We start from the raw sequence: 22,575 nt of genomic DNA on the forward strand, positions 1-22,575 counted from the left end.
TTCGGGCCCCTGGGGCTCGACTCGCGCGGCATGGGCCCGACGCGACCGAGGCGTCGCAGCGCGGCCTTCAGCGCAAGGCCAGCAACTGCTCGTGCGGCGGGCGCACCTTGACGGCGTGGCCGCCGACGGCGCACTTGACGGCATAGCGCTTGTCGAGCGTGTCGCGCACGGCGGGCACGCCCAGCGGCGCGCCGCTGGTCGACACCAGCGAGGCCACCACCGGCAGGTTGGCGCGGCGACCGCGGGCGATGACGATGCCGACCTCGCCGTTGCTGAGTTCGACGAAGCTGCCCGGCGGGTACAGGCCCACCGACTTGAGCAGGGCCGCGCCGATCTCGTCGGGCGAGCCGTCGGCGCCCAGGCAGGCCTCGCGGGCGGCCTGCACCGGCGACATCGGGATGCGGGTGGCGCGGCGGCTGAGCTTGGCGGCGAAGACGTCCACCCGACGCAGCACGCGGGCCGAGCGCTGCGTCCCGTCCAGCGACGCCAACGGCACCTGGCGCCGGCTGTCGTCGTGGTGCAGGCGCACGGTCTCGATCCACACCGGGTCGGCCACGCCGGCGGCGGCCAGCATCTCCGCCGAGCGCGCGGCATGGGCATCGATCTCGGCGCGCATCTCGGCGGTGATGCGCGGATCGCCCGACGCCAGCGTGTCCTGCAGCCGGCGCATCGACACGTTCATCGTCAGCGCGGCCTGCTCGAGGCTGGTGACCTCGGCATCGCCCCAGCCCAGCGTGCGCGCGGTCTCGCGGGCGATCAGCATGCACAGCAGGCCGTGGTTGCTGCTGTAGCGTTCGGTCGAATGGCCGGCCTGGAAGATGAGGTGGTACAGCGACGCGTCGAGCTTGCGCTCGGCGAAGCGCAGCACGCGCTCGCGCACGGCCATCAGCCGGGTCATCCAGGCGGTGTCCGGGCGCATGTCGCGCAAGGCGCTGTCGAGCACCAGCGCCAGTTCGTGCCACTGTTCGAAGAAACCGAGCTCGCGCGCGGTCGAGCGCTCCTGCTCGATCTCGGGCCGCGCCTCCGAGATGCGCTGCAGCGACACGTTCTGCCGGATCATCGCGTCCATGGCACCGTTCAGTCGGCGGCGCCATTCACTCGATTCCACCTCGTCGGCGTAGAGGTCGGCGGCCTGCAACTCGACCAGGGTCTCCGGCCGGTCCAGCCGCACGCCCGCGGCCAGCAGCAGACGCCCGGACGCATCGCGCACGCCGAATGGCAGCGATTCGTTCAGTCGAAGGTACTGCTTGGAGAACGGGATCAGGTTCACGGTGGCGATCGTGGTGCAACAGGGATGTCGCTGGCTCCATGCTGTATCGGCATCGATCGCCGCCGGCTGAAGCCCCGCTCGCACAAGAAAAAGGGCGGGTCCTTGTGGGGCCCGCCCGAAAAGCACAGGGGATGTGCTAGGAGGAGACAAACAAACGGAAGAACCGAATGCTCACCATGACTATCGGCCTGCGCGGGCCTGGGTGAACGGTCATGGCCGGTCGATGCGTGAAATCCTGGGCGGTCGGCGTGGAATCGAGGGCGGTCGAAGGCCGTGTCGCAGCGCGCCGCCTCAGTTGGACAGGGCGGCCTGCGACGCGCCGGCCATGCGGATGGCCCCGACGTTGCGGCCCTTGCCGGCACGCGCCGGCGGGTTGCACAGGCCGCACACGTAGTGCCGCGCGATCTCGTGCGGGTGGGTGACGAAGTGGCCGCCGCACTTGCTGCAGGCGGTCATCGTGAGCATGCCGTTGTCGACGAACTTGACCAGGCGCCACGCGCGGGTCACCGACAGCTGGGGCTCCAGGCCCTGGGCCCCCACCTGCTCGAGGTAGAGCTTGTAGGCCTTGATGACGGTCTCGATCTCCTCGAGCTCGGCCACCTTGTTGAGGTATTCGTGGATGTTGAGGAACAGGCTGGCGTGAATGTTGGGCTGCCAGGTCATGAACCAGTCGGTGGAGAACGGCAGCTGGCCCTTGCTGGGGCTGCGGCCGGCCACTTCCTTGTACAGGCGCAGCAGGCGTTCGTAGCTGAGGTCGGTCTCGCTCTCCAGCACCTGCAGGCGGGCGCCGAGGCGGATCAGCTCGACCGCGGTCTCGATCTGGTGGGCTTCGGTGAGGATGCTCTTGCTCTTCATGGTGTTCCCCTGGCAGTGTGGCTGGTGAGTGGTGAATGTGTCGTCGATTCCGCGAGGCCAGCGCCGGGCCGCTCCCAAGCGGCCTCGCACCCCCTCGGGGGGTGGCCGCCGTACCCGGCGGCCGGGGGCCGATGTTCAGGCGGCTTCCTGGTGGCGGCCGGCCATCAGGATGGACGCGTGCAGGCGCGAGACGCTGTCGTTGGCAGAAGACTTGCCATGGCTCGTCAGCAGGCTCCAGACCATGTCGTCGTCGCAGCGCATGCGGCACAGCAGGGTGTTGCCCGAGGCGATCTTCATCATCTGGGCCGGGGTGAGCGCGCCGATGAGCAGGGCGGTCTCCTCGCTCACGCCGAGGCGGAACAGGGCCTGGTCGCGGTCGGCGCGGATCAGGGTCTGGGCCAGCATCAGGTAGGACAGGTTGGCTTCGCGGATTTCGGCGAGGACTTGTTCGGTGTTCATGGGGCGGCTCCGTGGGGTTGCGTGGTTCGGTGAAGGTGTGAAACGAACTGTAGTGAGTGCAACTGGACCGCAACATCAGCCCAGTTCCCCTTCTGCAGTCCCGGTTCTTCCCGAGCGCGTGTCAGGCAACTTCCTACAAGGGAAAACCGCCCTGCAGACCGCTTGAACCCGGTCGGGGGCCGCCGTCAAGTGACATCAGCGGAAACAGCGGGACAAATTCACCTCAAGTTCAAAGATTCCATCGCCGATACCCAATCCAACGGGTGGTCCGCAAGACCCCCGCGGTCCGGCCAGCCGGCCGAAGGACCGGGACCCCCACCAGGGGACCCGGCACCAGAAGCAACTGGCGCGGGCGGGTCGACCGAGGGTGATGAACCCGACGTCGGCCGGCAACGGCGGTGCCCCGCCCCGATGGGGGGAACCTCCTGAGTAACGTCGGCGCCTGAAGCCGGAATTCGTGGAATCGCAAGGAGCACATCATGCCCATGACCATCAACAGCAACATCCAGTCGTTGAACGCACAACGGAACCTTTCCGCCTCGCAGTCTTCGCTGGCCACCTCGATGCAGCGCCTGTCCTCGGGCCTGCGTGTCAACTCCGCCAAGGACGATGCCGCCGGCCTGGCGATCGCCGAGCGCATGAACTCGCAGGTGCGAGGCATGAACGTGGCGATCCGCAATGCCAACGACGGCATCTCGCTGGCGCAGACCGCCGAAGGCGCGCTCGGCAAGGTGGCCGACGCCCTGCAGCGCATGCGCGAACTCTCGGTGCAGGCCGCCAACGCCACCAACAGCGATGACGACAAGGACTCGCTGGACAAGGAATTCGGCGAACTGGCCAAGGAAATCCAGCGCGTCGTGAGCGGCACCACCTTCAACGGCAAGAACATCCTCGGCGCCGATGCCGCGGCGCAGACCTTCCAGGTCGGTGCCAACACCTCGGGCGACGACACCATCGACATCACCACGCTGGACATGACCACCGAGGCGACGATCACCACCGTGGCCGGCACCGACAACACCGGTGCGGGCCGCGCGGTGATCGACAACACGGCCAACGCCGGCGCCATCCAGACGGTGATGGACAACATCGACCTGGCACTCGACAAGGTGAACTCCGAGCGCGCCACGATGGGTGCCTCGCAGTCGCGCTTCGACGCCGTGATCTCGAACCTGCAGATCTCGGTGGAGAACCAGTCCGCCTCGCGCAGCCGCATCATGGATGCCGACTTCGCCGCGGAAACCGCCAACCTCAGCCGCTCGCAGATCCTGCAGCAGGCCGGCAATGCCATGGTCGCCCAGGCCAACCAACTGCCCCAGCAAGTGCTGGCGCTTCTTCGATGACGCCGCGCTGACCCCCAGTTCGGGGTTGGCCACAGGCGTCGTCGGGCCCGCTGGGCCGGGGCCGCCGCTGCTCGATTCCGGATAGGCACGCGCCACTCCCGCAAGGGACGTGGCGCGTGTGCCTTTGTGGGGCCGGCGAACGCGCGCTCGTCGACGCGATGAAGGGGCTGCTGCCACCACGGCGGCGAACTGGGCGGTGTTGCCGCCGCATTTCGGCCCATCCTGCCGCGCTGCGATGCCGAGAATTCATTTGAACGCTGCCGCACTCGCAGTGGCGTGGTCCGGAAGGTTTGCCGCCCCTGCAAGGGCGTGCCAGGTTCTCCGGGAGTCATCGATTCTTGTGGAGTGCTCAACATGCCCCAGACGATCAACACGAACCTTGCATCGCTCAACGCGCAGCGCAACCTCAATTCATCGCAGTCCTCACTGGCGACGTCGATGCAGCGCCTGTCGTCGGGCCTGCGGGTCAACTCGGCCAAGGACGACGCCGCCGGCCTGGCGATCGCCGAACGCATGAACACGCAGGTGCGTGGCATGAACGTGGCGATCCGCAATGCCAACGACGGCATCTCGATGGCGCAGACCGCCGAAGGCGCGCTCGGCAAGGTGGCCGACGCCCTGCAGCGCATGCGCGAGCTGTCGGTGCAGTCGGCCAACGCCACCAACAGCGACGACGACAAGGACTCGCTGGACAAGGAGTTCGGCGAGCTCGCCAAGGAAGTGCAGCGCGTGCTCGCGGGCACCACCTTCAACGGCAAGCACATCCTCGGCGCCGAGGCGGCGGCTCAGACCTTCCAGGTTGGCGCCAACACCTCGGGCGACGACACCATCGACATCACCACCAACGACCTGACGGTGGATGCGCTGATCACCGTGGTCGCCGGCACCGACAACACCGGCGCCGGCCGCGCGGTGATCGACAACACCGCCAATGCCGGTGCCATCCACACCGTGATGGACAACATCGACCTGGCGCTGGACAAGGTGAACTCCGAGCGCGCCACGCTGGGCGCCGCGCAGTCGCGTTTCGACGCGGTGATCTCCAACCTGCAGATCTCGGTGGAGAACCAGTCGGCCTCGCGCAGCCGCATCATGGACGCCGACTTCGCCGCGGAAACCGCCAACCTCAGCCGCGCGCAGATCCTGCAGCAGGCCGGCAACGCGATGGTGGCGCAGGCCAACCAGCTGCCGCAGCAGGTGCTGCGACTGCTGCAGAACTGACGCCGGGCAACGCCGTGGGGGCGATGGCCGCGACGCCGCTGGCGTCCGCGGCCGTGATCGTTTGTAACGCCAACTCAAGTCGGCGCCACAGACGCCGAAAGCCTGGACGAGAAGGAGTCAAAAGCCATGGTCTCGTCGATCAGCAATGTAGGCACCATCAGTTCGGCCGGGCTGGGCAGCGGGCTGGACGTGAGCGGCATCGTCACGCAGTTGATGGCGCTGGAGCGCCGGCCCTTGCAACTGCTGGAGTCGCAGGCCACCAACCTCAACACCAAGCTGTCCACCTACGGCAAGCTGCAGAGCTATTTCTCGGCACTGCGGGACAAGAGCAACGACCTCGTGTCGAGCACGCTGTGGAGCGCCACCGTGGCCGCGTCGACCGATGCCGCGGCGGTGAAGGTGTCCACCGGCACCAACGCGGCCACCGGCAGCTATGCGGTCGAGGTGCAGAAGCTCGCCAAGGGCCAGACCATCACCACCGGCACCGCGCTGGCCAACAAGGACGCCACCCTCAACGAGGGCACGCTGACCATCGAGCTGGGGGCCTGGACGGGCCTGGCCGCACCGGATGAATTCGCGCCCAAGTCGGGCAGCGCGCCGGTGGCCATCGCCATCGGGGCCGGCGAGACCAGCCTGGCGAAGATCCGCGACAAGATCAACGGCGCCGGCGCCGGCGTGGTGGCCAGCATCATCACCGACGCCAGCGGCGCGCGGCTGTCGCTGCGCTCGAAGGACACCGGCGCCGAGAACGCCTTCCGTGTCAGCGTCACCGAGACGGCCGACGACGGCGTGGCCGGCACCGGCCTGTCGGCACTGGCCTACGACGCCACGGTGCCCGCCTCGCCCATGACGCGCTCGCAACTGGCGATCAACGCCGAGGCCACGGTCAACGGCATCCCCGTCTCGTCAGCCGGCAACACGCTGAACAACGTGGTCGACGGCCTGACCATCAGCCTGCTGAAGGAAACCACCGCCCCCGTCGATGTGACGGTGAGCGCCGACAGCGCGGCCATCAAGCAGAAGCTCACCGACTTCGTGGCGGCCTTCAACGACCTGTCCGGCTTCCTGCGCACGCAGATGGCCTACAACGCCGACAGCAAGACCGGCGGCATCCTGCAGGGCGACCAGAGCGTGATGTCGCTGCAGCGGCAACTGCGCGACGTGCTCAACCAGGCCTCCACGGCCTCGGGCACCTGGACGCGCCTGTCCGAGGTGGGGATGTCGCTGAAGGCGGACGGCTCGATGGAGCTCAGTGCCACCAAGCTGGACAACGCCTTGGGCAACCTGCCCGAGCTGAAGAAGCTGCTGGCCACCGACGGCGCCGACAACGCCAGCTCGGGCTTCATGCGACGCTGGAAGCGCCTGGCCGACACCTCGCTGGGCAGCGGCGGCACCTTCGAGACGCGCAAGGAAGGCATCAACGCCAACCTCAGCCGCAACGCCAAGACGCAGGACGGCATGACGCTGCGCCTGGCGCAGACCGAAGCCCGGCTGCGTGCCCAGTACAGCACGCTGGACACGCGCATGGCCACGCTCAACGGCCTCAGCGGCTACCTCACGCAGCAGATCACGGCGTTCAACAACAACAACGGCAACTGACCGTTCCCGCCCTCGACACGGCCGCCGGCACGCTCATGCCGGCGGCCGTTTCATTTGTTGCAGGCCCCTGGGGATTCACCGGTGTCGGACGTGGCTCAAGTGGTACGCATGGCTGTCCGATAACCCATCAACAGCCCGCGACACACACCCCACACCATGTACAGCGCCCCCTTTGCCTCCCGCATGGCCCCGCATCGCCAGCCCGCCGGTGTCTACCACCAGGTGGGCGTGCAGACCGCGGTGTCCGGCGCCTCGCCGCACCAGCTGGTGGCCCTGCTGTTCGACGGCTATTTCGCCGCCGTGCAGCGCGCCCGCCACGCCATCCAGCAAGGCGACACGGCGGCCAAGAACCGCGCCATCAGCCATGCCGTGCGGATCATCGACGAAGGCCTGAAGGCGAGCCTCAACCTGACCGCCGGCGGCAAGCTCGCCACCGACCTGTCGGACCTGTACGCCTACGTCTGCCTGCGACTGACGCAGGCCAACCTGCGCAACGACGAGAAGGCGCTCGACGAATGCCGGCAGCTCATGCAGCCCCTGCACGAAGCCTGGTCGGCGATCGGCCCCCGCCACGACGCAGCCAACCACCTGTGAATGCCATGTACAGCCAAACCGCCATGACCACGAGCCTGCTGACCTACTACGAGGCCATCGAGAAGGCCAGCGCCGACATGCTCGACGCGGCTCGCGCCGGCAACTGGGACCACGTCATCAAGCTCGAGGGCGCCTGCGTGCTGCTCATCAGCCAGCTGAAGAACGCCGCCAAGGCCAGCCCGATGAGCACCGAGGAAAGCCAGCTCAAGTCGCGCATCATGCAGCGCATTCTGGTCAACGACGCCGAGATCCGCCACCTCGCGGAGCCTTGGATGGACGACCTCGACCAGATGATGGGCGGCAAGCAGACCACGCTGCACTGAGCGACGACCCGCTCCCTTCCCGCGCCCGACTCCCGCAGCAGAGGAACCCGCGATGGCCTTCATGGACACCCAACCCGCGCCGCTCGGCGACATCGACGGCCTGGACCCGTACGCGGCATTCCGCGTGGACGCCACGCGCGAGATCATCGCCCTGCTGCGCGAACTCAACGAGACCGGCTCGCCGGTGCAGCTCAGCGCCCCGGGCGGCGCCCACATGTCCACCGTCATCTGGTCGGTCGACGTCACCGGCCACCGCATCTCGATGCGCGCCGAGCCCGACGATCCCCAGCTGTCGCAGCTCATCGACGCCAACGAGGCCACGGCCGTGGCCTACCTCGAAGCCGTCAAGCTGCAGTTCGACGTGAACGACCTGGTGCTGGTGCGCGGCGCACGGGCCTGCGCCCTGCAGGCGCGGATGCCGCAGGCCATGCACCGCTTCCAGCGCCGCCAGGCCTTCCGCGTGCGGCCGCAGATGCGCACCGCGCCCACCGCGGTGATGCGCCACCCGGCAATGCCCGACATGCAGCTCGCGCTGCGCGTGCTGGACGTGAGCATCGGCGGCTGCTCGCTGCTGCTGCCCGACGACGTGCCGCCCCTGGCGGCCGGCGGACAGGTGCGCGGCGTGGTCTTCGAGCTCTCCCCCGACGCCCACTTCGTCGCCACCCTGCAGGTGCACCACGTCACCTCCATCCGGCCCGACGCCACCGGCGTGCGGCTGGGCTGCGAGTTCGTGCGCCTGGGCGCCGATCACGAACGCATGCTGCAGCGCTACATCGACCAGACGCAGAAGCGCCATCGCCTGCTGTCCCTGAGTTGACGCGATCCGCCGTGGCCGCCGCCCTGCCCTCGAGCCACCGCGCGGCCCCTGCCGGCCGCCGGCCCCGCGGCTTCTCGCTGGTCGAGATCGGCGTGACGCTGGCGGTGGTGGCCCTGGTGGCCACGCTGGCGGTGCCTTCCTACCTCGAGCAACTGGCGCGCAGCCGCCGACCGGAGGCCATGGCCGCCCTGCAGCAGCTGCAATGGGCCCAGGAGCGCCATCGCCAGGACCACGGCCGCTATGCCGAACGGCTCGACCAGCTGAAAGGCGCCGTGTCGCGCCGCAGCCCGAACGGGCACTACCGCCTCGAGATGACCGGCCACGGCCCCGAGGCCTACGACGCCACGGCTCATGCCGAGGCCAGCCAGGCGCGCGACCGCGCCTGCCCCATGCTGACGCTGCACGTGCAGGGCGCCATCACCCGCCGCGAGCCGGACGGGCGCTGCTGGAGCGGTGGATGACCACGCCAACGCGCCTGCACGCCGGTGCCCATCCCACGAGGCCCTGGCACGGGCTGACGCTGATCGAGCTGACCATTGCGCTGGCCGTGCTGGCGCTGCTGATGACCATGGGCGTGCCGCCGATGGCCAGCTGGATGGGCCGCCACCGGCTGCGGGCCACCGCCCAGCACCTGGCCGTCGACCTGGGCGAGGCCCGGCACGAGGCGGTGCGGCGCGGCCAGACCTTGCACGTGCGCTTCCAGACCGGCCGCGATTGGTGTTATTCGGTGGCGCTTCGGCCCGACGCCGACTGCCGCCAACCCGACGCCCAGGTGCTGAAGACCGTGCGCGCCCGCGACCACGCCGGCGTGCAGCTGGTCGATGCGAGACCCCTGGAGATCGACGGCCGCGACGGCAACGCCTCGGCGCTGCGCGGCTACGGCCGCTTCGCCTCGCCGCAGGGCGACGAGCTGCAGGTGCGGCTGCTGCCGATCGGCCGCGCCGGACTGTGCGCACCCGAAACTGCCTGGCCCGACATCGGGCGTTGCTGAGGCGCCACCGGCAGCCACGCCACACCGGCGCCGGCGCGACAGCTTCGCCGATCGGGCCATGCTGCAGGCCATCCATGCCGAGGCCAGCGAGGTGGATGCGGCAGGTGACCGGCTTGGTCGGCACGTTCCCGCTGACGGGCTGCGGGTACTGACGCGCAGGCACGGAGCCACGGCGCGGCGTCGCCCCGTCCATCGCAGGAAATGGCGAGGATTCCGGGCCGTTTCGTGGCAATGGACCGATCCAGACGCCCCTACGATGCGGCCCAAATGGGACCATTGCGCACGGAGACCCAAATGCACGTTGCCCCTGGCCGCCATGACGAAATCGGCGCGCTGGCCGCGCTGAGCAGCCTGGAGGTGCTCGACAGCGGACCTGAGCCCGAGCTCGACGCGCTGGTGCGCATCGCCTCGACGGTGTGCGGCGTGCCGATCTCGCTGATCAGCCTGGTCGATGCGGAGCGACAGTGGTTCAAGGCCAACATCGGCCTGCCCGGCGTGTCGGAGACGCCGCGCGACGTTGCGTTCTGCGCGCATGCGGTGCTCCAGGACGGCCTGTTCGAGGTGCCGGACGCCACCCAGGACCCGCGCTTCGCCGACAACCCGCTCGTGTCGGGCGCGCCCGACATCCGCTTCTACGCCGGCGCGCCCCTGCGACTGAGCAGCGGCCACCGCGTGGGCACGCTGTGCGTCATCGACCGCCGGCCGCGCTGGCTCGACCCCACCCAGCGCGACGTGCTGCGGCAGCTCGCCGTGGCGGCGGCACAGATCCTGGAAGGACGCCACGCGATCCGGCAGGTTGAACGGGCCAACGCCGAGGCTGCAGCGGCCGCACTGGTGCTGCGGCACAGCGCCGACGCGGTGATCGGGCTCAGCATCGGCGCCCATGTGAAGCAATGGAACGGTGCCGCGGAACGGATGTTCGGCTATGCGCCGCAGGAGATCGTCGGGCAGCCCATGGCGCTGCTGGTGCCGCCCCAGGACCACGGTGCGCGCGACAGCGTGTTCGGCCGGCTGACCCACGATGGCGACTCCGAATCGTACGAGGCTGTGCTGGTGCATCGCAACGGCACGCCGATCGACGTTGCGATCACCCTGGTGCCCGAATTCGATGCCGCTGGGCAGCGAACCGGCTGCACCAAGTTCGTTCGCGACATCAGCAAGCGCAGGCGGGCCGAGCGGGCGCTGCTGGAAAGCGAACGCAGCCTTCGCTTCGAGGTGACCGAGCGCGAGCGGGTGAACGGCCTGCTGATGCGCAGCACCGCATCGATGCAGGAAGCCCAGCGCCTGGGCCGCATCGGCAGCTGGGAATGGCGCATCGACCCGGACATCACCACCTGGTCCGACGAGCTCTACCGCATCCTCGGGCAGGACCCCAGATGTCCTCCGCCAAGCTACGCCGAGCACGCCATGGTCTACCTGCCGGCCAGTTGGGCCCTGCTCCAGGCCGCGGTGGAACAGGCACTGCGTACCGGCGAGCGCTACGCGATGGACCTGGAGTTCCAACGGCCCGACGGCGGGCGCGGCTGGGTGCACGCGCGCGGCGAAGCCATGCGCAATATCCGAGGTGACATCATTGGCCTGCGCGGCACCGCCCAGGACGTGACCGACGCGCGCCGACTGTCCGCCGAACTGGCCCGCCAGAACGAGTTGCTGCGGGTCACGCTGCAATCCATCGGCGACGCCGTCATCACCACCGACGCCGAAGGCCGCGTCACCTGGCTCAACCCCGTGGCCGAGCGCATGACCGGCTGGCCGTCTGCCGAGGCGTCGGGCCGGCCGCTGACTCAGGTGTTCAACATCGTCGACGCAGAAACGCGGCAGCCCTCCACGAACCCCGTGGCCGCCTGCCTGGCGCAGGACGCGGTCGTCGGCCTGGCCCAGCACACCTTGCTGGTGTCGCGCGACGGCGCCGAATTCGGCATCGAGGATTCCGCCGCACCGATCCGCAGTGACCGCGGCGACATGCTCGGCGTCGTGCTGGTGTTCCACGACGTGACGGAGCAACGCCGGCTTTCGGGCGAGATGAGTTTCCGCGCCACCCACGATGCGCTGACCGGCCTGGTCAACCGCGCCGAGTTCGAGACCCGGCTGAGCCGCACGCTCGACAAGTCGCACCAGGACCGGAGCGAGCACGCGGTGCTCTACATCGACCTGGACCAGTTCAAGCTCGTCAACGACGCCTGCGGCCATGCGGTGGGAGACCAGTTGCTGCAGCAGGTGTCCAGGCTGCTGGCCGACGCCGTGCGCGCCCGCGACACCCTGGCGCGATTGGGCGGCGACGAGTTCGCTGTCATCCTGGAGCACTGCACCAGCGAGCAGGCCCAGCGAGTGGCGCAGCAGGTCTGCGACCGCATGGACGATTTCCGCTTCGTCCACGATGGCCGACGCTTCCGCATCGGCACCAGCATCGGGCTGGTGCCCCTGGACTCGCGCTGGGCCTCCACCGCCGCCATCCTGCAGGCCGCCGACACGTCGTGCTATGCCGCCAAGGAAGCTGGCCGCAACCGCGTGCACGCCTGGTTCGACACCGACGGTGCGATCCGCGCGCGCCACGGCGAAATGCAGTGGGCCTCGCGACTCGAGACGGCGCTGGACGAAGGCCGTTTCGTGCTCTTCGCGCAGCGCATCGAGCCGCTGCACGGCAAGGCCGGTGGGCTGCACGCCGAAGTGCTGCTGCGCATGCTCGACGACGACGGTGCCCTGGTGCCGCCGGGCGCCTTCCTGCCCGCAGCCGAACGTTTCCATCTGGCCTCGCGGATCGACCGCTGGGTGCTCAGGCGGGCCGTGGAATGGATGAAGGCCGTGCCGGCAATCGACAAGATCGAGAACCTCAGCGTCAACCTGTCGGGTCAGTCCATCGGCGACCGCTCATTCCACCGCTGGGCCCTCGAACTGCTGGGCGACGCTGGCGCCGCCGTGTGCACCCGACTGTGCCTGGAGATCACCGAAACCGCGGCCGTGACGAGTTTCGCCGATGCCACCGTGTTCATCGAGAGGGTGCGCGCAGCCGGCGTGAAGGTGGCGCTGGACGACTTCGGCGCCGGCGCGTCGTCGTTCGGCTACCTGAAGACGCTGCCGGTGGACTACCTGAAGATCGACGGACAGTTCATCCGGAACCTCATCACCGACCCGCTCGACGAAGCCGCCGTGCGCTGCTTTGCCGATGTCGCCAAGGTGATGGGCATCGAGACCGTGGCCGAGTTCGTCGAGAACGCCGAGGTGATGCAGCGCTTGCGCGCCATCCGCATCGACCATGCGCAGGGGTTCCTGCTGCACCGTCCGGAGCCTCTGGACGCACTGCTGGCGTCGTCGACCGCTGTGCCGGGCTGAGCGCGCCCGGCTCGGACGATGCTCAGACCTGCATGTTCATGATGTCGGTGTAGGCCTGCATCAGGCGGTTGCGCACCGACAGCGTGGCCTGGAAACCGATCTGGGCCTTCTGCATCGACATCATGGTCTGCTCGAGGCCGACCTCGGGGTTGCCGAGCTGCAGCTCGCGCTGCATCGACTGGGCCTCGATCTGCGATTCGCTCACGTCGCGCAGCGCCTGCGCCATCGTGGCCTGGAAGCTGCCCTGCTCGGCCACCTTGGGTGGGGCGATCGGGTGCCCGTCCGGCCGCAGGCCAGCCCGGGCCACGGCCTGGGCGAAGTCGAAGGGCTTGAGCTTCACGTCCATCGGGTCACCTCTGTGGCGTCGGCGCCGTCGCAGGCCGCCGCGCCGGCACGGTGGCGGGCGGGGGGCACGAAAGCGGCGGGCGCATGAAGGGCTTGTCCACGGTCCGCACTGTAGGCCGGCCCCTCGGCCACGATGGCGCGAACTGAAGCGCGAAATGCAGGCTGTTTGCGCCATGCCGAGACCCCCCGCTGCCGAACAATCGAGCACATCCGGGGCCCATGTCGACCTCGGCCTCGCCCCCCGATTGCAGCCCGGTCCCGATGGACGCCAACATCACACCCCTCACGCCGCAGAACGCCGTCACCGCCCGGTCCGCCGACGCGATGAACCGCACGACGATGTCGCGCCTGGCGCTGATGCCCACCCGTGCCAAGGTGATGCTGGGCGTGGGCGCCGCAGCGCTGGTGGCGCTGGCCGCGTCGCTGCTGCTGTGGAGCCAGTCGGCCAACCTGGCACCGCTCTACCCGAACGGCATGTCCGACAAGGACGCCGCGCCGGTGCTCGACCAACTGCGCCAGCTGGGCGTGGCGCCCAAGGTGATGGACGGCGGGGTGGTCATGGTGCCGGCCGCCCAGGTGGCCGAGCTGCGCATGAAGCTGTCGCAGGCCGGGCTGCCCAAGTCCAGCCCCAGCGGTTTTGCCTTGATGGACAACGCGCGCTTCGGCCAGTCGCAGCTGCAGGAGCGCACCCAGCTGCAGCGTGCGCTGCAGGACGAGGTGGGCAAGTCGATCGCACAGCTCGCGTCGGTGGATTCGGCCCGCGTGATCCTGGCCCTGCCGACGCAGAACGGCTTCTACCGCGAGCAGCAGAAGCCCAGCGCCTCGGTCGTCGTCACGCTGCGCCCGGGCCACACGCTCGACCGCCAGCAGATCGCCGGCATCGTGCACCTGGTGTCGTCGTCGGTGGCCGACCTGTCGCCCAAGGCGGTGACCGTGCTCGACCAGAACGGCACGCCGCTGGCCGGCACCGGCGACAGCGCGCAGCAGGGCCTCGATTCGCAGCAGCTGCAGTACGTGCAGCAGGTGGAGAACAGCTACCTCAAGCGCGTGCTCGAGATCCTCGAGCCGGCGCTGGGCCGCGACAACCTGCGCGCCACCGTCACCGCCGAGATCGACTTCACACAGCAGGAATCCACCTCCGAGGCCTACAAGCCCAACCAGACCGGCGAGGCCACGCTGCGCAGCCAGCGCAGCGCCGAGTCGACCGTGCCCGGCACGGCCCAGCCGTCCGGCGTGCCGGGTGCGGCCAGCAACCAGCCGCCGACACCGGCCGCCGCCCCGCTCACCGGCGCCTCGGCGCCGCTGCAGGGCTCGCAGGTGGGCTTGGCCGGCGGCGGTGCGCGCAAGGAAAGCACGATCAACTACGAGGTCGACAAGACCGTCAGCGTCAAGCGCAATGCCACCGGCGTGGTCAAGCGCCTGAACGCGGCCGTGCTGGTCAACCACCGCAGCACAACCGACGCCAAGGGCAAGACCACCACCGCGCCGCTGCCGCCCGAAGAGATGGAAAAACTCACGGCCCTGGTGCAGGAGACCATCGGCTTCAGCAAGGACCGCGGCGACTCGGTCAAGGTGGTGAGCATCCCCTTCCGTGCCGACGCGGTGCCCAAGACCGAAGACCTGCCGCTGTGGAAGCAGCCCTGGCTGCTCGACCTGGTGCGTGCCGGCGCGGTGCCGCTGGCCCTGATGGGCGTGGCCCTGCTGCTGGTCTTCGCGGTGATCCGCCCGGCGTTGAAGCAGGGCGAGCTGCCCGAGACCGACGCCGAGGCCGAGGCCGCTGCCAAGGGCCTGGACGCGGTGGTCGACGACACGCAGGCCCTGCCCGGCCCCGACGGCGCCGAGATGGCCGCGCTGGAACCCCCGAAGGTCAACAAGAAGCTCGAGGACGCCCGCATGCTGGCGCGCGAGAACCCCTCGGCCGTGGCCAGCATCGTGCGCGGCTGGGTCAGCGGCGAAGCCGCCTGAGGTAGGCAAACGCCATGGACGACGAAGGCCTCGAAGACGCAGCGATCCTGCTGATGTCCCTCGGCGAAGAGGAAGCCGCGGAGGTGTTCAAGCACCTTGCGCCGAAGGAAGTGCAACGCCTGGGCGAGACCATCGCCCGGCTCAAGGTGGTGGGCCGCGAGCGCGTGGACAGCGTGCTCGACAAGTTCACCATCGTGGCGGCCGAGCAGCACATCCTGGTCTCCGACACCGACGAGTACGTGAAGGCAGTGTTGCGCAAGGCGCTGGGCGAGGACAAGGCCAGCCTGCTGATCGACCGCATCCTGCAGGGCAGCGACGTCTCGGGCATCGAGAGCCTGAAGTGGATGGACGCCGACTCGGTGGCCGAACTGCTGCGCCACGAGCACCCGCAGATCGTCGCCGCCATCCTGGTGCACCTGGACTACGACCAGGCCTCGTCGATCATCAAGGCCTTCACCGAGCGGCAGCGCAACGAGGTGCTGGTGCGCATCGCCACGCTCGACGGCATCCAGCCCACCGCGCTGAAGGACCTCAACGAGGTGATGAGCCGCGTGCTGGCCGGCGGCGACCGCCTGAAGAAGACCTCGCTCGGCGGCGTCAAGCCGGCGGCCGAGATCATCAACCTGCTGGGCACCGCGGTCGAGACCTCGGTGCTGGACTTCATCCGCGAGGCCGACGCCGACCTGGCCCAGAAGATCATGGACAACATGTTCACCTTCGACGACCTGAACAAGCTCGACGACAAGGGCATGCAGGCGCTGCTGAAGGAAGTGCAGTCCGAATCGCTGGTCATCGCGCTGAAGGGCGCCGCGCCCGAGATGCGCGAGAAGGTGTTCAAGAACATGTCCAGCCGCGCCGCCGAGACGCTGCGCGAAGACCTCGAATCGCGCGGCCCGGTGCGTGTGTCCGAGGTCGAATCGGAACAGAAGGAAATGCTCAAGACCGTGCGCCGCCTGATGGACGAAGGCCAGATCGTGATGGCCACCGGAGGCGCCGATGAGTTCCTCTAGATCGAACGGCCCGCGCCAGGTGCCGCCGCCGCCGGGCTCGCGCACCGCCGCGTCGTATACGCGCTTCATCCCGCGCGAAGAGCTGCAGGGCTTCGCCAGCTGGATGCCCGATTCCTTCGGCGACACGCCGGCCCAGGCCAGCGCGGCGCCCGAGCCCGCGCCAGCGCCGGCCGAACCCAGCGCCGCCGAATGGCAGGCCGAGGTGAACGCCGCACGCCAGGCCGGCTACCAGGACGGCTACCGCGACGGGCTGTCGGCGCTGGAGAGCTTCAAGCAGAGTTTTGCACGCCAGATGAGCGGCCAGTTCGCGCCGCTGGTGCAGTCCTTCGATGCCCAGCTGGGCGCGCTCGAGCAGCGCATCGCCGCCTCGGTGGCCCAGGTGGCCGTGCAGCTGGCCCGGCAGGTGGTGCGCAGCGAGCTCGCCGCTCGCCCGGCGCTGGTGGCCCAGGTGGCCCAGGAGGCGGTGCACGCGGTGCTGATGAGCGCCAAGCACATCGTCGTGCACGTGAACCCGGCCGACCAGGCGCTGATCGACGGCGAGGCCGCCGAGACCCTGGCCGCGCGCGGTGCCCGCATGGTCGGCCAGGCCAGCATCGAGCGCGGCGGCTGCCTGGTCGAGACCGATGCCGGCACCATCGACGCGCGCGTCGAGGCGCGCTGGAACGACACCGTGCAGGCCCTCGGCACCGAGGTGCCCTGGCACGGCGACCCGCCACCGGCCACCACGCCATGATCGACGCCGACCTGTCCCACGGCAGCAGCGACTCCGCCCTGGCATCGGCACCCGACGCCGCCATGCCCGCCAGCCCGCGCATCGAGCGCTGGGGCCACTACCTCGCCGACCTCGAGGCCTACGCCGGCATGCATGTGCCGCTGCAGACGCAGGGCACGCTGGTGCGGGTGGCCGGCCTGGTGCTCGAAGCCGCCGGCGTGCGCGCCCCCGTGGGCTCGGTGTTCGAGGTGCACGGCGACAGCCCGATGCCGGTGCTGGCCGAGGTGGTGGGCTTCAACGGCGACCGCGCCTACCTGATGCCCACCGGCGAGGTGCACGGCCTGGCCAGCGGCGCCCGCGTGCTGCCGCGCGCCGTGCCGCACGCGCCGCCGCGCCTGGGCCGCGACAACCAGCTCTGGCGCCGCAGCGAAGACCGCGGCCTGCACCTGGCCATGGGCGATGGCCTGCTCGGCCGCGTGGTCGATGCGCACGGCCAGCCGATGGACCGGCTGGGCCCGCTGACCCATGTGCGCAACGAACCGATGACGCGCCGGCCCATCAACGCGATGGACCGCGACCCGGTGCGCACCCCGCTGGACACCGGCGTGCGCGCCATCAACGCCATGCTCACCGTGGGCCGCGGCCAGCGCATCGGCCTGTTCGCCGGCACCGGCGTGGGCAAGAGCGTGCTGCTGGGCATGATGGCCCGCTACACCGCGGCCGACGTGATCGTCGTCGGCCTGATCGGCGAACGCGGCCGCGAGGTGAAGGAATTCATCGAGGACATCCTGGGTGCCGAGGGCCTGGCGCGCAGCGTGGTGGTGGCCGCCCCGGCCGATGCGCCGCCGCTGGTGCGCATGCAGGGCGCCACCTACGCCACCGCGATCGCCGAGCACTTCCGCGACCAGGGCCGCCACGTGCTGCTGCTGATGGACAGCCTCACCCGCTACGCGATGGCGCAGCGCGAGATCGCGCTGGCCATCGGCGAGCCGCCGGCCACCAAGGGCTACCCGCCGAGCTGCTTCGCCAAGCTGCCGCAGCTGGTGGAGCGCTCGGGCAACGGCCTGAAGGGCGTGGGCTCGATCACCGCCTTCTACACCGTGCTGAGCGAGAGCGACGACCCGCAGGACCCGATCGCCGATGCCGCCCGCGGCATCCTCGACGGCCACATCGTGCTGTCGCGCGACCTGGCCGAGGCCGGCCACTACCCGGCCATCGACGTCGAGCGCTCGGTGTCGCGGGTGATGCCCAGCGTGGCCCCGCGCGAGCAGCTCGAGGCCGCCCGCCGCGTGCGCGGCCTGCTGTCGCGGCTGACCAAGGCGCGCGACCTGATCCAGCTGGGCGCCTACGCGCCCGGCCACGACCCCGAACTCGACCTCGCGGTTCGGCTGCAGCCCCAACTGGCCGCACTGCTGCAGCAGGACATGCACGACCGCGCCCCGCTGGACGCCAGCCGCCATCAGCTGTGCCGTCTGGTCACCTGAGCCACTGAGCCCCCAACATGTCCACCCTGGATTCCATCGCCACGCTGAACACCCTGCTGCAGCACGCCACCCACGAGCGCGACACCGCGCTGGCCGCGCTGCAGCAGGCCGAGGCCGCCGCCGAGGCGGCGCGCCGGCAGGCCGAGCAGTTGCTGGGCTACCGCGTCGAGTACCGCGAACGCTGGGGCAGCCACTTCCGCGGCTCCGGCACCATCGAGTTGCTGCACTGCTACCAGGGCTTCGCCGGTCGGCTCGACCAGGCCATCGGCCAGCAGGACCAGGCCGTGAAGAATGCCGAGGCCCGCGTCGAGCGCGCGCGCGCACTGTGCGTGGCCCGCGAGCAGCGCGTGGCCGCGGTGCGCAAGCTGATCGAACGCCGCCGTGCCGAACTCGACCGCGCCGCGGGCCGGCGCGAACAGCGCCAGCTCGACGAGGCCGCCGCCCGCCAGGGCGCGGCCCGCAGTGCCGCCTTCTCGTCCCAGTGAGCCCACCACGATGATGCCTGCCCTGTCCCCCCTGGCCGCCATCAGCGGCCCCGCCCCGCAGCCTTTGTCGGGCGGTGCCCGCAGCGCCGCAGGTGAGGGCCAGCCCCCAGGCGCGGGCTTTTCCAATCTGCTGAAGAAGGCCTCGGCCCAGACGCAGCCGGTGGTGCGCGACACCAGCGCCCGCCCGCCCGCGCGGCCCGCCGATCGCCGCGGCGATGCCGCGGTGGACGACCCCGCCGCGCGCGATGGCCAGGCCGAGACCGGCGCAACCGCCGAGGCCGCGACCGACCCCGCGGCCCAGCCGACCACCGCCGACGCCTGGCGGCCCCCGCCGCCGACCGAGCCGACCACCGCGCCGGCCGATGGCCTGCTGGCCGCGCCACCGATGGACGGCACGGACCTGGCCGTGGCCACGGCCGCGATGGGCGCCGACACGTCGGCCGCGGCAACGGCCGTGGTCGCCGCAGCGGCAGAACGCGCCGCCGCGGCGTCGGCCAGCGCCGCGGCCGTCGCGGCCGCCGCAACTGCCGCCCCCTCCACCACCAACACCGCCGTCGACGCGGCCACCACCGCCGCACTCGGCGCCGAGGCCACCGCGTCCGCGGCCGCACGCACCACGCCCTCGCAGGCCGGCGGCGAGTTCACTGCCCGGCTGTCGAACGCCCGCCTCGACGGCACCCCCGAGCGCCGCACGCCCGTGCGCGCCGCATCGGCCGACGCGGCCCCTGCCGACCTGTCCGCCATCGCCGACGCCTCGACAGGGCCCCCGGGCACCGCGCTGACGCCGGCCATCGCCACGCCGTCCGACCCGGCCGACCCGGGCCTGGGCCGCAGCGCAGACCGTGCTGCCGACAGCCTGCCGACCGCCATCACCGACGCCGCTGCCACGGCCTCCCAGGCCACCGACGCCGCACCGCTGGCGGCCCTGGCCACGCCGCCCTCCCCCACCGGCACGCCACCGGCATTGGCGGGGGGACCGGCCGCGGGCAGCGCCCATGCCCCGGTCGAGGCCCGCGTGCCGGTGCCGGTGACCAGCCCCGAGTTCGCGCCCGCCTTCGGCCTGCAGATCAGCACCCTGGCGCGCGACGGCATCGAGCATGCGCGCCTGCAGCTCAACCCGGCCGACCTGGGCCCGATCACCGTGCGCATCGCCATGGACGGCACCGGCGCGCGCATCGACTTCCAGGCCGACGCCGCCGTCACGCGGCAGGCCATCGAATCGTCGCTGCCCGCGCTGGCCGGATCGCTGCGCGAGGCCGGCCTCACGCTCACCGGCGGCGGCGTCTCGCAGCAGCCGCAAGACCGCCCGGCCGACCCGCGCCAGGCCGGTGCTTCCGGTCGAGCGGGCGGCGATGGCCGCCCCGATGCCGAGGGCGCCGACGCGCTGCTGCCGCGCCCCGTGCTGGCCGCACGCCGCGGCCTGGTCGACCTGGTGGCCTGACCGGCCCCGGCGGGCCGTGGCCCGCGGACGGCGGCAGCGGTGTGCCCGTGCTTCGACCCGGCCTGTGGTTGGGTGCGCCCGCCGCACGCCGGCGCCACGGGCAGCGGCACCAAATCGACGCGCTTTCGCCCGCTTATCGGCACATGCTCGGGTCGCCCGCTCCGAATAATGGTCTGCATCCCCCGCCGGGCGCTCCTGCCCTGCGGTGATCCTGCCAAGTGCCGGAGCCATCATGTCTGCAGCCGCTGCCGAAGTCGCCGAAGCCCCCCCCAAGGGCGGTGGCAAGAAGAAACTGATCATCATCATCGCCGCCGTGCTGCTGCTCGTGCTGGTCGGCGGCGGGGCCGCGTTCTTCATGATGAAGAAGAAGGCCGCCGCGGCCGAAGATGGCGAGGAAGGCGACGGCCACGCGCCGGCCGCCGCCGCGCACGCGCCCAAGCACGAGGTCAAGCCCGGCACACCGCCGGTCTTCGTGCCGCTGGACCCCTTCACCGTCAACCTGGCGGACAAGGAGACCGAGCGCTATGCCCAGGTCGGCATCACGCTGGAGATCGACGACGCCAAGACCGGCGACACGCTCAAGGCCTACATGCCGGCCATCCGCAACAACATCCTGATGCTGCTGTCGCACAAGACCGCCGCCGAGCTGCTGTCGCGCGAAGGCAAGCTGAAGCTGGCCAAGGAGATCCGCCGCGAGGCACTGATGCCGCTGGGCATCGAGGTCGAGGACGAGGAAGACGAAGAAGCCGCCCCTGCGGAAGAACCGCCGAAGAAGAAGAAAAAGAAGAAGAAGGCCCCGGCGTCCTACCCGGTGAAAGCAGCGCACTTCTCCAACATCATCATCCAATGACCGATCCGGTCGCGACGGCGCCGCAATGAACCAGCAGATCCTTTCGCAGGACGAAGTCGATGCACTGCTGCAGGGCATCACCGGCGAGAGCCAGAAGCTCGAGCAGGAAGAGGTCCAGCAGGGGGGCATCCGCGACTACGACCTGGCCAGCCAGGAGCGGATCGTCCGTGGGCGCATGCCCACGATGGAAATCATCAACGAGCGCTTCGCCCGCAACATCCGCATCGGCCTGTTCAACCTGATCCGCAAGAGCCCCGAGGTGTCCATCGGCGGCATCAAGGTGCAGAAGTACAGCGCCTTCCTGCGCGAGATCGTGGTGCCGACCAACTTCAACATCGTCTCGGTGAAGCCGCTGCGCGGCTCGGGGCTGATCGTCTGCGATCCATCGCTGGTGTTTTCGGTGATCGACTCGCTGTTCGGCGGCGCAGGCAAGTTCCACACCCGCATCGAGGGGCGCGATTTCTCGCCCACCGAGCAGCGCATCATCCTGCGCCTGGTGGAAACCATCTGCGCCGAGTACAAGAAAGCCTGGGTGGGCATCTACCCGGTGGAGCTGGAATACCAGCGCCAGGAGATGCAGCCGCAGTTTGCCAACATCGCCACGCCCAGCGAGATCGTCGTGGCCACCTCGTTCACGCTGGAGGTGGGCGAGACCTCGGGCACGGTGCACTTCTGCATCCCCTACTCGACGCTCGAGCCCATCCGCGACGTGCTGTACAGCACCATGCAGGGCGACGCCGCCGAGCCCGACCGCCGCTGGGTGAACCTGCTGCGCCAGCAGATCCAGTCGGCCGACCTGAAGGTGGTGGCCGAACTGGCCCACGCCACGGCCACGGTGGAACAGTTGCTGTCCTTCAAGCCGGGCGACTTCATCGAGCTCGACCTCGACCCGATGATCCAGGCCAAGGTGGACGGCGTGCCCATTTTCGACTGCCACTACGGCACCAGCAATGGCAAGTACGCCATCAAGATCGACCGCCTGTTGACCAGCACCCCCGCGGGCTGGTTGGGAGAATCACATGTCTGACCCTGCCGTCGACGGCATGTCCGAAGAGGACCGCATGGCCGCCGAGTGGGCCGCCGCGCTGGCCGAGTCCAAGCCCGAGACGGCGTCGGAGGTGACGGGCGCGGCCGAGAGCGTGAGCGCCGCAACCTTTGCCAACTTCTCGCCGACCACCCTGACCAACGGGGCGCCCGGCGCGGCCGGCAACGACCTGAACATGATCCTCGACATCCCGGTGCAATTGACCGTGGAACTGGGCCGCACGAGGATCCCGATCAAGCACATCCTGCAACTGGCCCAGGGCTCGGTGGTGGAGCTCGAGGCCATGGCCGGCGAGCCGATGGACGTGCTGGTGAACGGCTACCTGATCGCGCAGGGCGAGGTGGTGGTGGTGAACGACAAGTTCGGCATCCGGCTGACCGACATCGTCACCCCCAGCGAACGCATGCGCCGCCTGAGCCGCACCTGAGCGGCCTGC

At 70.0% G+C, this 22,575-nt stretch carries 22 protein-coding genes; 18 read left to right on the forward strand and 4 right to left on the reverse strand.

The features are described 5' to 3' along the window. Positions 1-67 precede the first annotated feature (67 nt). The 3 genes from EOINJALH_RS16020 to flhD all read right to left on the reverse strand — a co-directional run bounded on the left by EOINJALH_RS16020 (position 68) and on the right by flhD (position 2,584). Positions 68-1,270, reverse strand: coding sequence for an HD-GYP domain-containing protein (locus EOINJALH_RS16020; protein WP_088281806.1), 1,203 nt, complete (start codon positions 1,268-1,270; stop codon positions 68-70). Positions 1,271-1,561: 291 nt separating this feature from the next. After that, positions 1,562-2,125 carry a flagellar transcriptional regulator FlhC gene (gene flhC / locus EOINJALH_RS16025; protein WP_088281808.1) on the reverse strand — a complete coding sequence of 188 codons (564 nt, stop codon included), beginning with the start codon at positions 2,123-2,125 and terminating at the stop codon, positions 1,562-1,564. A gap of 135 nt (positions 2,126-2,260) precedes the next feature. Next, on the reverse strand, positions 2,261-2,584 hold the full coding sequence (gene flhD / locus EOINJALH_RS16030) for a flagellar transcriptional regulator FlhD (protein ID WP_088281810.1): 324 nt from the start codon (positions 2,582-2,584) through the stop codon (positions 2,261-2,263). A gap of 479 nt (positions 2,585-3,063) precedes the next feature. On the opposite strand from flhD, the gene EOINJALH_RS16035 reads away from it, so the two are divergent. The 9 genes from EOINJALH_RS16035 (at position 3,064) to EOINJALH_RS16075 (ending at position 12,802) form a co-directional block, all read left to right on the forward strand. After that, positions 3,064-3,927 carry a flagellin gene (locus EOINJALH_RS16035; RefSeq protein ID WP_088281812.1) on the forward strand — a complete coding sequence of 288 codons (864 nt, stop codon included), beginning with the start codon at positions 3,064-3,066 and terminating at the stop codon, positions 3,925-3,927. Between the two features lie 354 nt (positions 3,928-4,281). Continuing rightward, entirely contained in the window at positions 4,282-5,148 is an 867-nt protein-coding gene (locus tag EOINJALH_RS16040; protein ID WP_088281874.1) for a flagellin, read from the forward strand. A gap of 126 nt (positions 5,149-5,274) precedes the next feature. Continuing rightward, positions 5,275-6,747, forward strand: coding sequence for a flagellar filament capping protein FliD (gene fliD, locus EOINJALH_RS16045; protein WP_088281814.1), 1,473 nt, complete (start codon positions 5,275-5,277; stop codon positions 6,745-6,747). Between the two features lie 156 nt (positions 6,748-6,903). Then, positions 6,904-7,341, forward strand: coding sequence for a flagellar export chaperone FliS (gene fliS / locus EOINJALH_RS16050; protein ID WP_088281816.1), 438 nt, complete (start codon positions 6,904-6,906; stop codon positions 7,339-7,341). 5 nt (positions 7,342-7,346) lie between these two features. Further along, positions 7,347-7,664 carry a flagellar protein FliT gene (locus EOINJALH_RS16055; RefSeq protein WP_404872767.1) on the forward strand — a complete coding sequence of 106 codons (318 nt, stop codon included), beginning with the start codon at positions 7,347-7,349 and terminating at the stop codon, positions 7,662-7,664. A gap of 52 nt (positions 7,665-7,716) precedes the next feature. Continuing rightward, positions 7,717-8,481 carry a flagellar brake protein gene (locus EOINJALH_RS16060; protein WP_088281818.1) on the forward strand — a complete coding sequence of 255 codons (765 nt, stop codon included), beginning with the start codon at positions 7,717-7,719 and terminating at the stop codon, positions 8,479-8,481. Beyond that, on the forward strand, positions 8,478-8,942 hold the full coding sequence (locus EOINJALH_RS16065; protein WP_144290047.1) for a type IV pilin protein: 465 nt from the start codon (positions 8,478-8,480) through the stop codon (positions 8,940-8,942). Before EOINJALH_RS16060 ends, EOINJALH_RS16065 begins: the two co-directional genes overlap by 4 nt. Then, complete coding sequence (locus EOINJALH_RS16070) at positions 8,939-9,472, forward strand: Tfp pilus assembly protein FimT/FimU (RefSeq protein ID WP_088281822.1); 534 nt, start codon at positions 8,939-8,941, stop codon at positions 9,470-9,472. Before EOINJALH_RS16065 ends, EOINJALH_RS16070 begins: the two co-directional genes overlap by 4 nt. Before the next feature lie 294 nt (positions 9,473-9,766). Further along, positions 9,767-12,802 carry an EAL domain-containing protein gene (locus tag EOINJALH_RS16075; protein ID WP_088281824.1) on the forward strand — a complete coding sequence of 1,012 codons (3,036 nt, stop codon included), beginning with the start codon at positions 9,767-9,769 and terminating at the stop codon, positions 12,800-12,802. A 22-nt stretch (positions 12,803-12,824) separates the two neighbouring features. Here the strand turns inward: EOINJALH_RS16075 and fliE are convergent, their stop codons facing one another. Then, positions 12,825-13,148, reverse strand: a complete 324-nt coding sequence (gene fliE, locus EOINJALH_RS16080; protein ID WP_088281826.1) for a flagellar hook-basal body complex protein FliE — start codon at positions 13,146-13,148, stop codon at positions 12,825-12,827. Between the two features lie 260 nt (positions 13,149-13,408). Between fliE and fliF the strand changes: the two genes are divergently transcribed. The 9 genes from fliF to fliN all read left to right on the forward strand — a co-directional run bounded on the left by fliF (position 13,409) and on the right by fliN (position 22,566). Beyond that, positions 13,409-15,112: a flagellar basal-body MS-ring/collar protein FliF gene (gene fliF / locus EOINJALH_RS16085; RefSeq protein WP_088281828.1), complete on the forward strand. Its 1,704-nt coding sequence runs from the start codon at positions 13,409-13,411 to the stop codon at positions 15,110-15,112. A gap of 14 nt (positions 15,113-15,126) precedes the next feature. Next, a complete protein-coding gene (gene fliG / locus EOINJALH_RS16090; protein ID WP_088281830.1) occupies positions 15,127-16,122 on the forward strand; it encodes a flagellar motor switch protein FliG in 996 nt (331 codons plus the stop codon). Continuing rightward, positions 16,109-16,855 carry a FliH/SctL family protein gene (locus EOINJALH_RS16095; RefSeq protein ID WP_088281832.1) on the forward strand — a complete coding sequence of 249 codons (747 nt, stop codon included), beginning with the start codon at positions 16,109-16,111 and terminating at the stop codon, positions 16,853-16,855. The genes fliG and EOINJALH_RS16095 overlap by 14 nt, the downstream gene beginning before the upstream one ends. Positions 16,856-16,917: 62 nt before the next feature. Then, entirely contained in the window at positions 16,918-18,318 is a 1,401-nt protein-coding gene (fliI, locus tag EOINJALH_RS16100; protein WP_088281878.1) for a flagellar protein export ATPase FliI, read from the forward strand. Between the two features lie 17 nt (positions 18,319-18,335). After that, a complete protein-coding gene (gene fliJ, locus EOINJALH_RS16105; RefSeq protein ID WP_234413880.1) occupies positions 18,336-18,803 on the forward strand; it encodes a flagellar export protein FliJ in 468 nt (155 codons plus the stop codon). A 10-nt stretch (positions 18,804-18,813) separates the two neighbouring features. Then, positions 18,814-20,244 carry a flagellar hook-length control protein FliK gene (locus EOINJALH_RS16110; protein WP_088281834.1) on the forward strand — a complete coding sequence of 477 codons (1,431 nt, stop codon included), beginning with the start codon at positions 18,814-18,816 and terminating at the stop codon, positions 20,242-20,244. A gap of 232 nt (positions 20,245-20,476) precedes the next feature. After that, a complete protein-coding gene (locus EOINJALH_RS16115) occupies positions 20,477-21,094 on the forward strand; it encodes a flagellar basal body-associated FliL family protein (RefSeq protein WP_088281882.1) in 618 nt (205 codons plus the stop codon). 25 nt (positions 21,095-21,119) lie between these two features. Beyond that, a complete protein-coding gene (fliM, locus tag EOINJALH_RS16120; protein ID WP_088281836.1) occupies positions 21,120-22,121 on the forward strand; it encodes a flagellar motor switch protein FliM in 1,002 nt (333 codons plus the stop codon). Next, positions 22,114-22,566: a flagellar motor switch protein FliN gene (gene fliN / locus EOINJALH_RS16125; RefSeq protein ID WP_088281839.1), complete on the forward strand. Its 453-nt coding sequence runs from the start codon at positions 22,114-22,116 to the stop codon at positions 22,564-22,566. Before fliM ends, fliN begins: the two co-directional genes overlap by 8 nt. Positions 22,567-22,575: the final 9 nt, after the last annotated feature.

The organism is Ideonella sp. A 288, assembly GCF_002198735.1.
Taxonomy (GTDB): domain Bacteria; phylum Pseudomonadota; class Gammaproteobacteria; order Burkholderiales; family Burkholderiaceae_C; genus Pseudaquabacterium.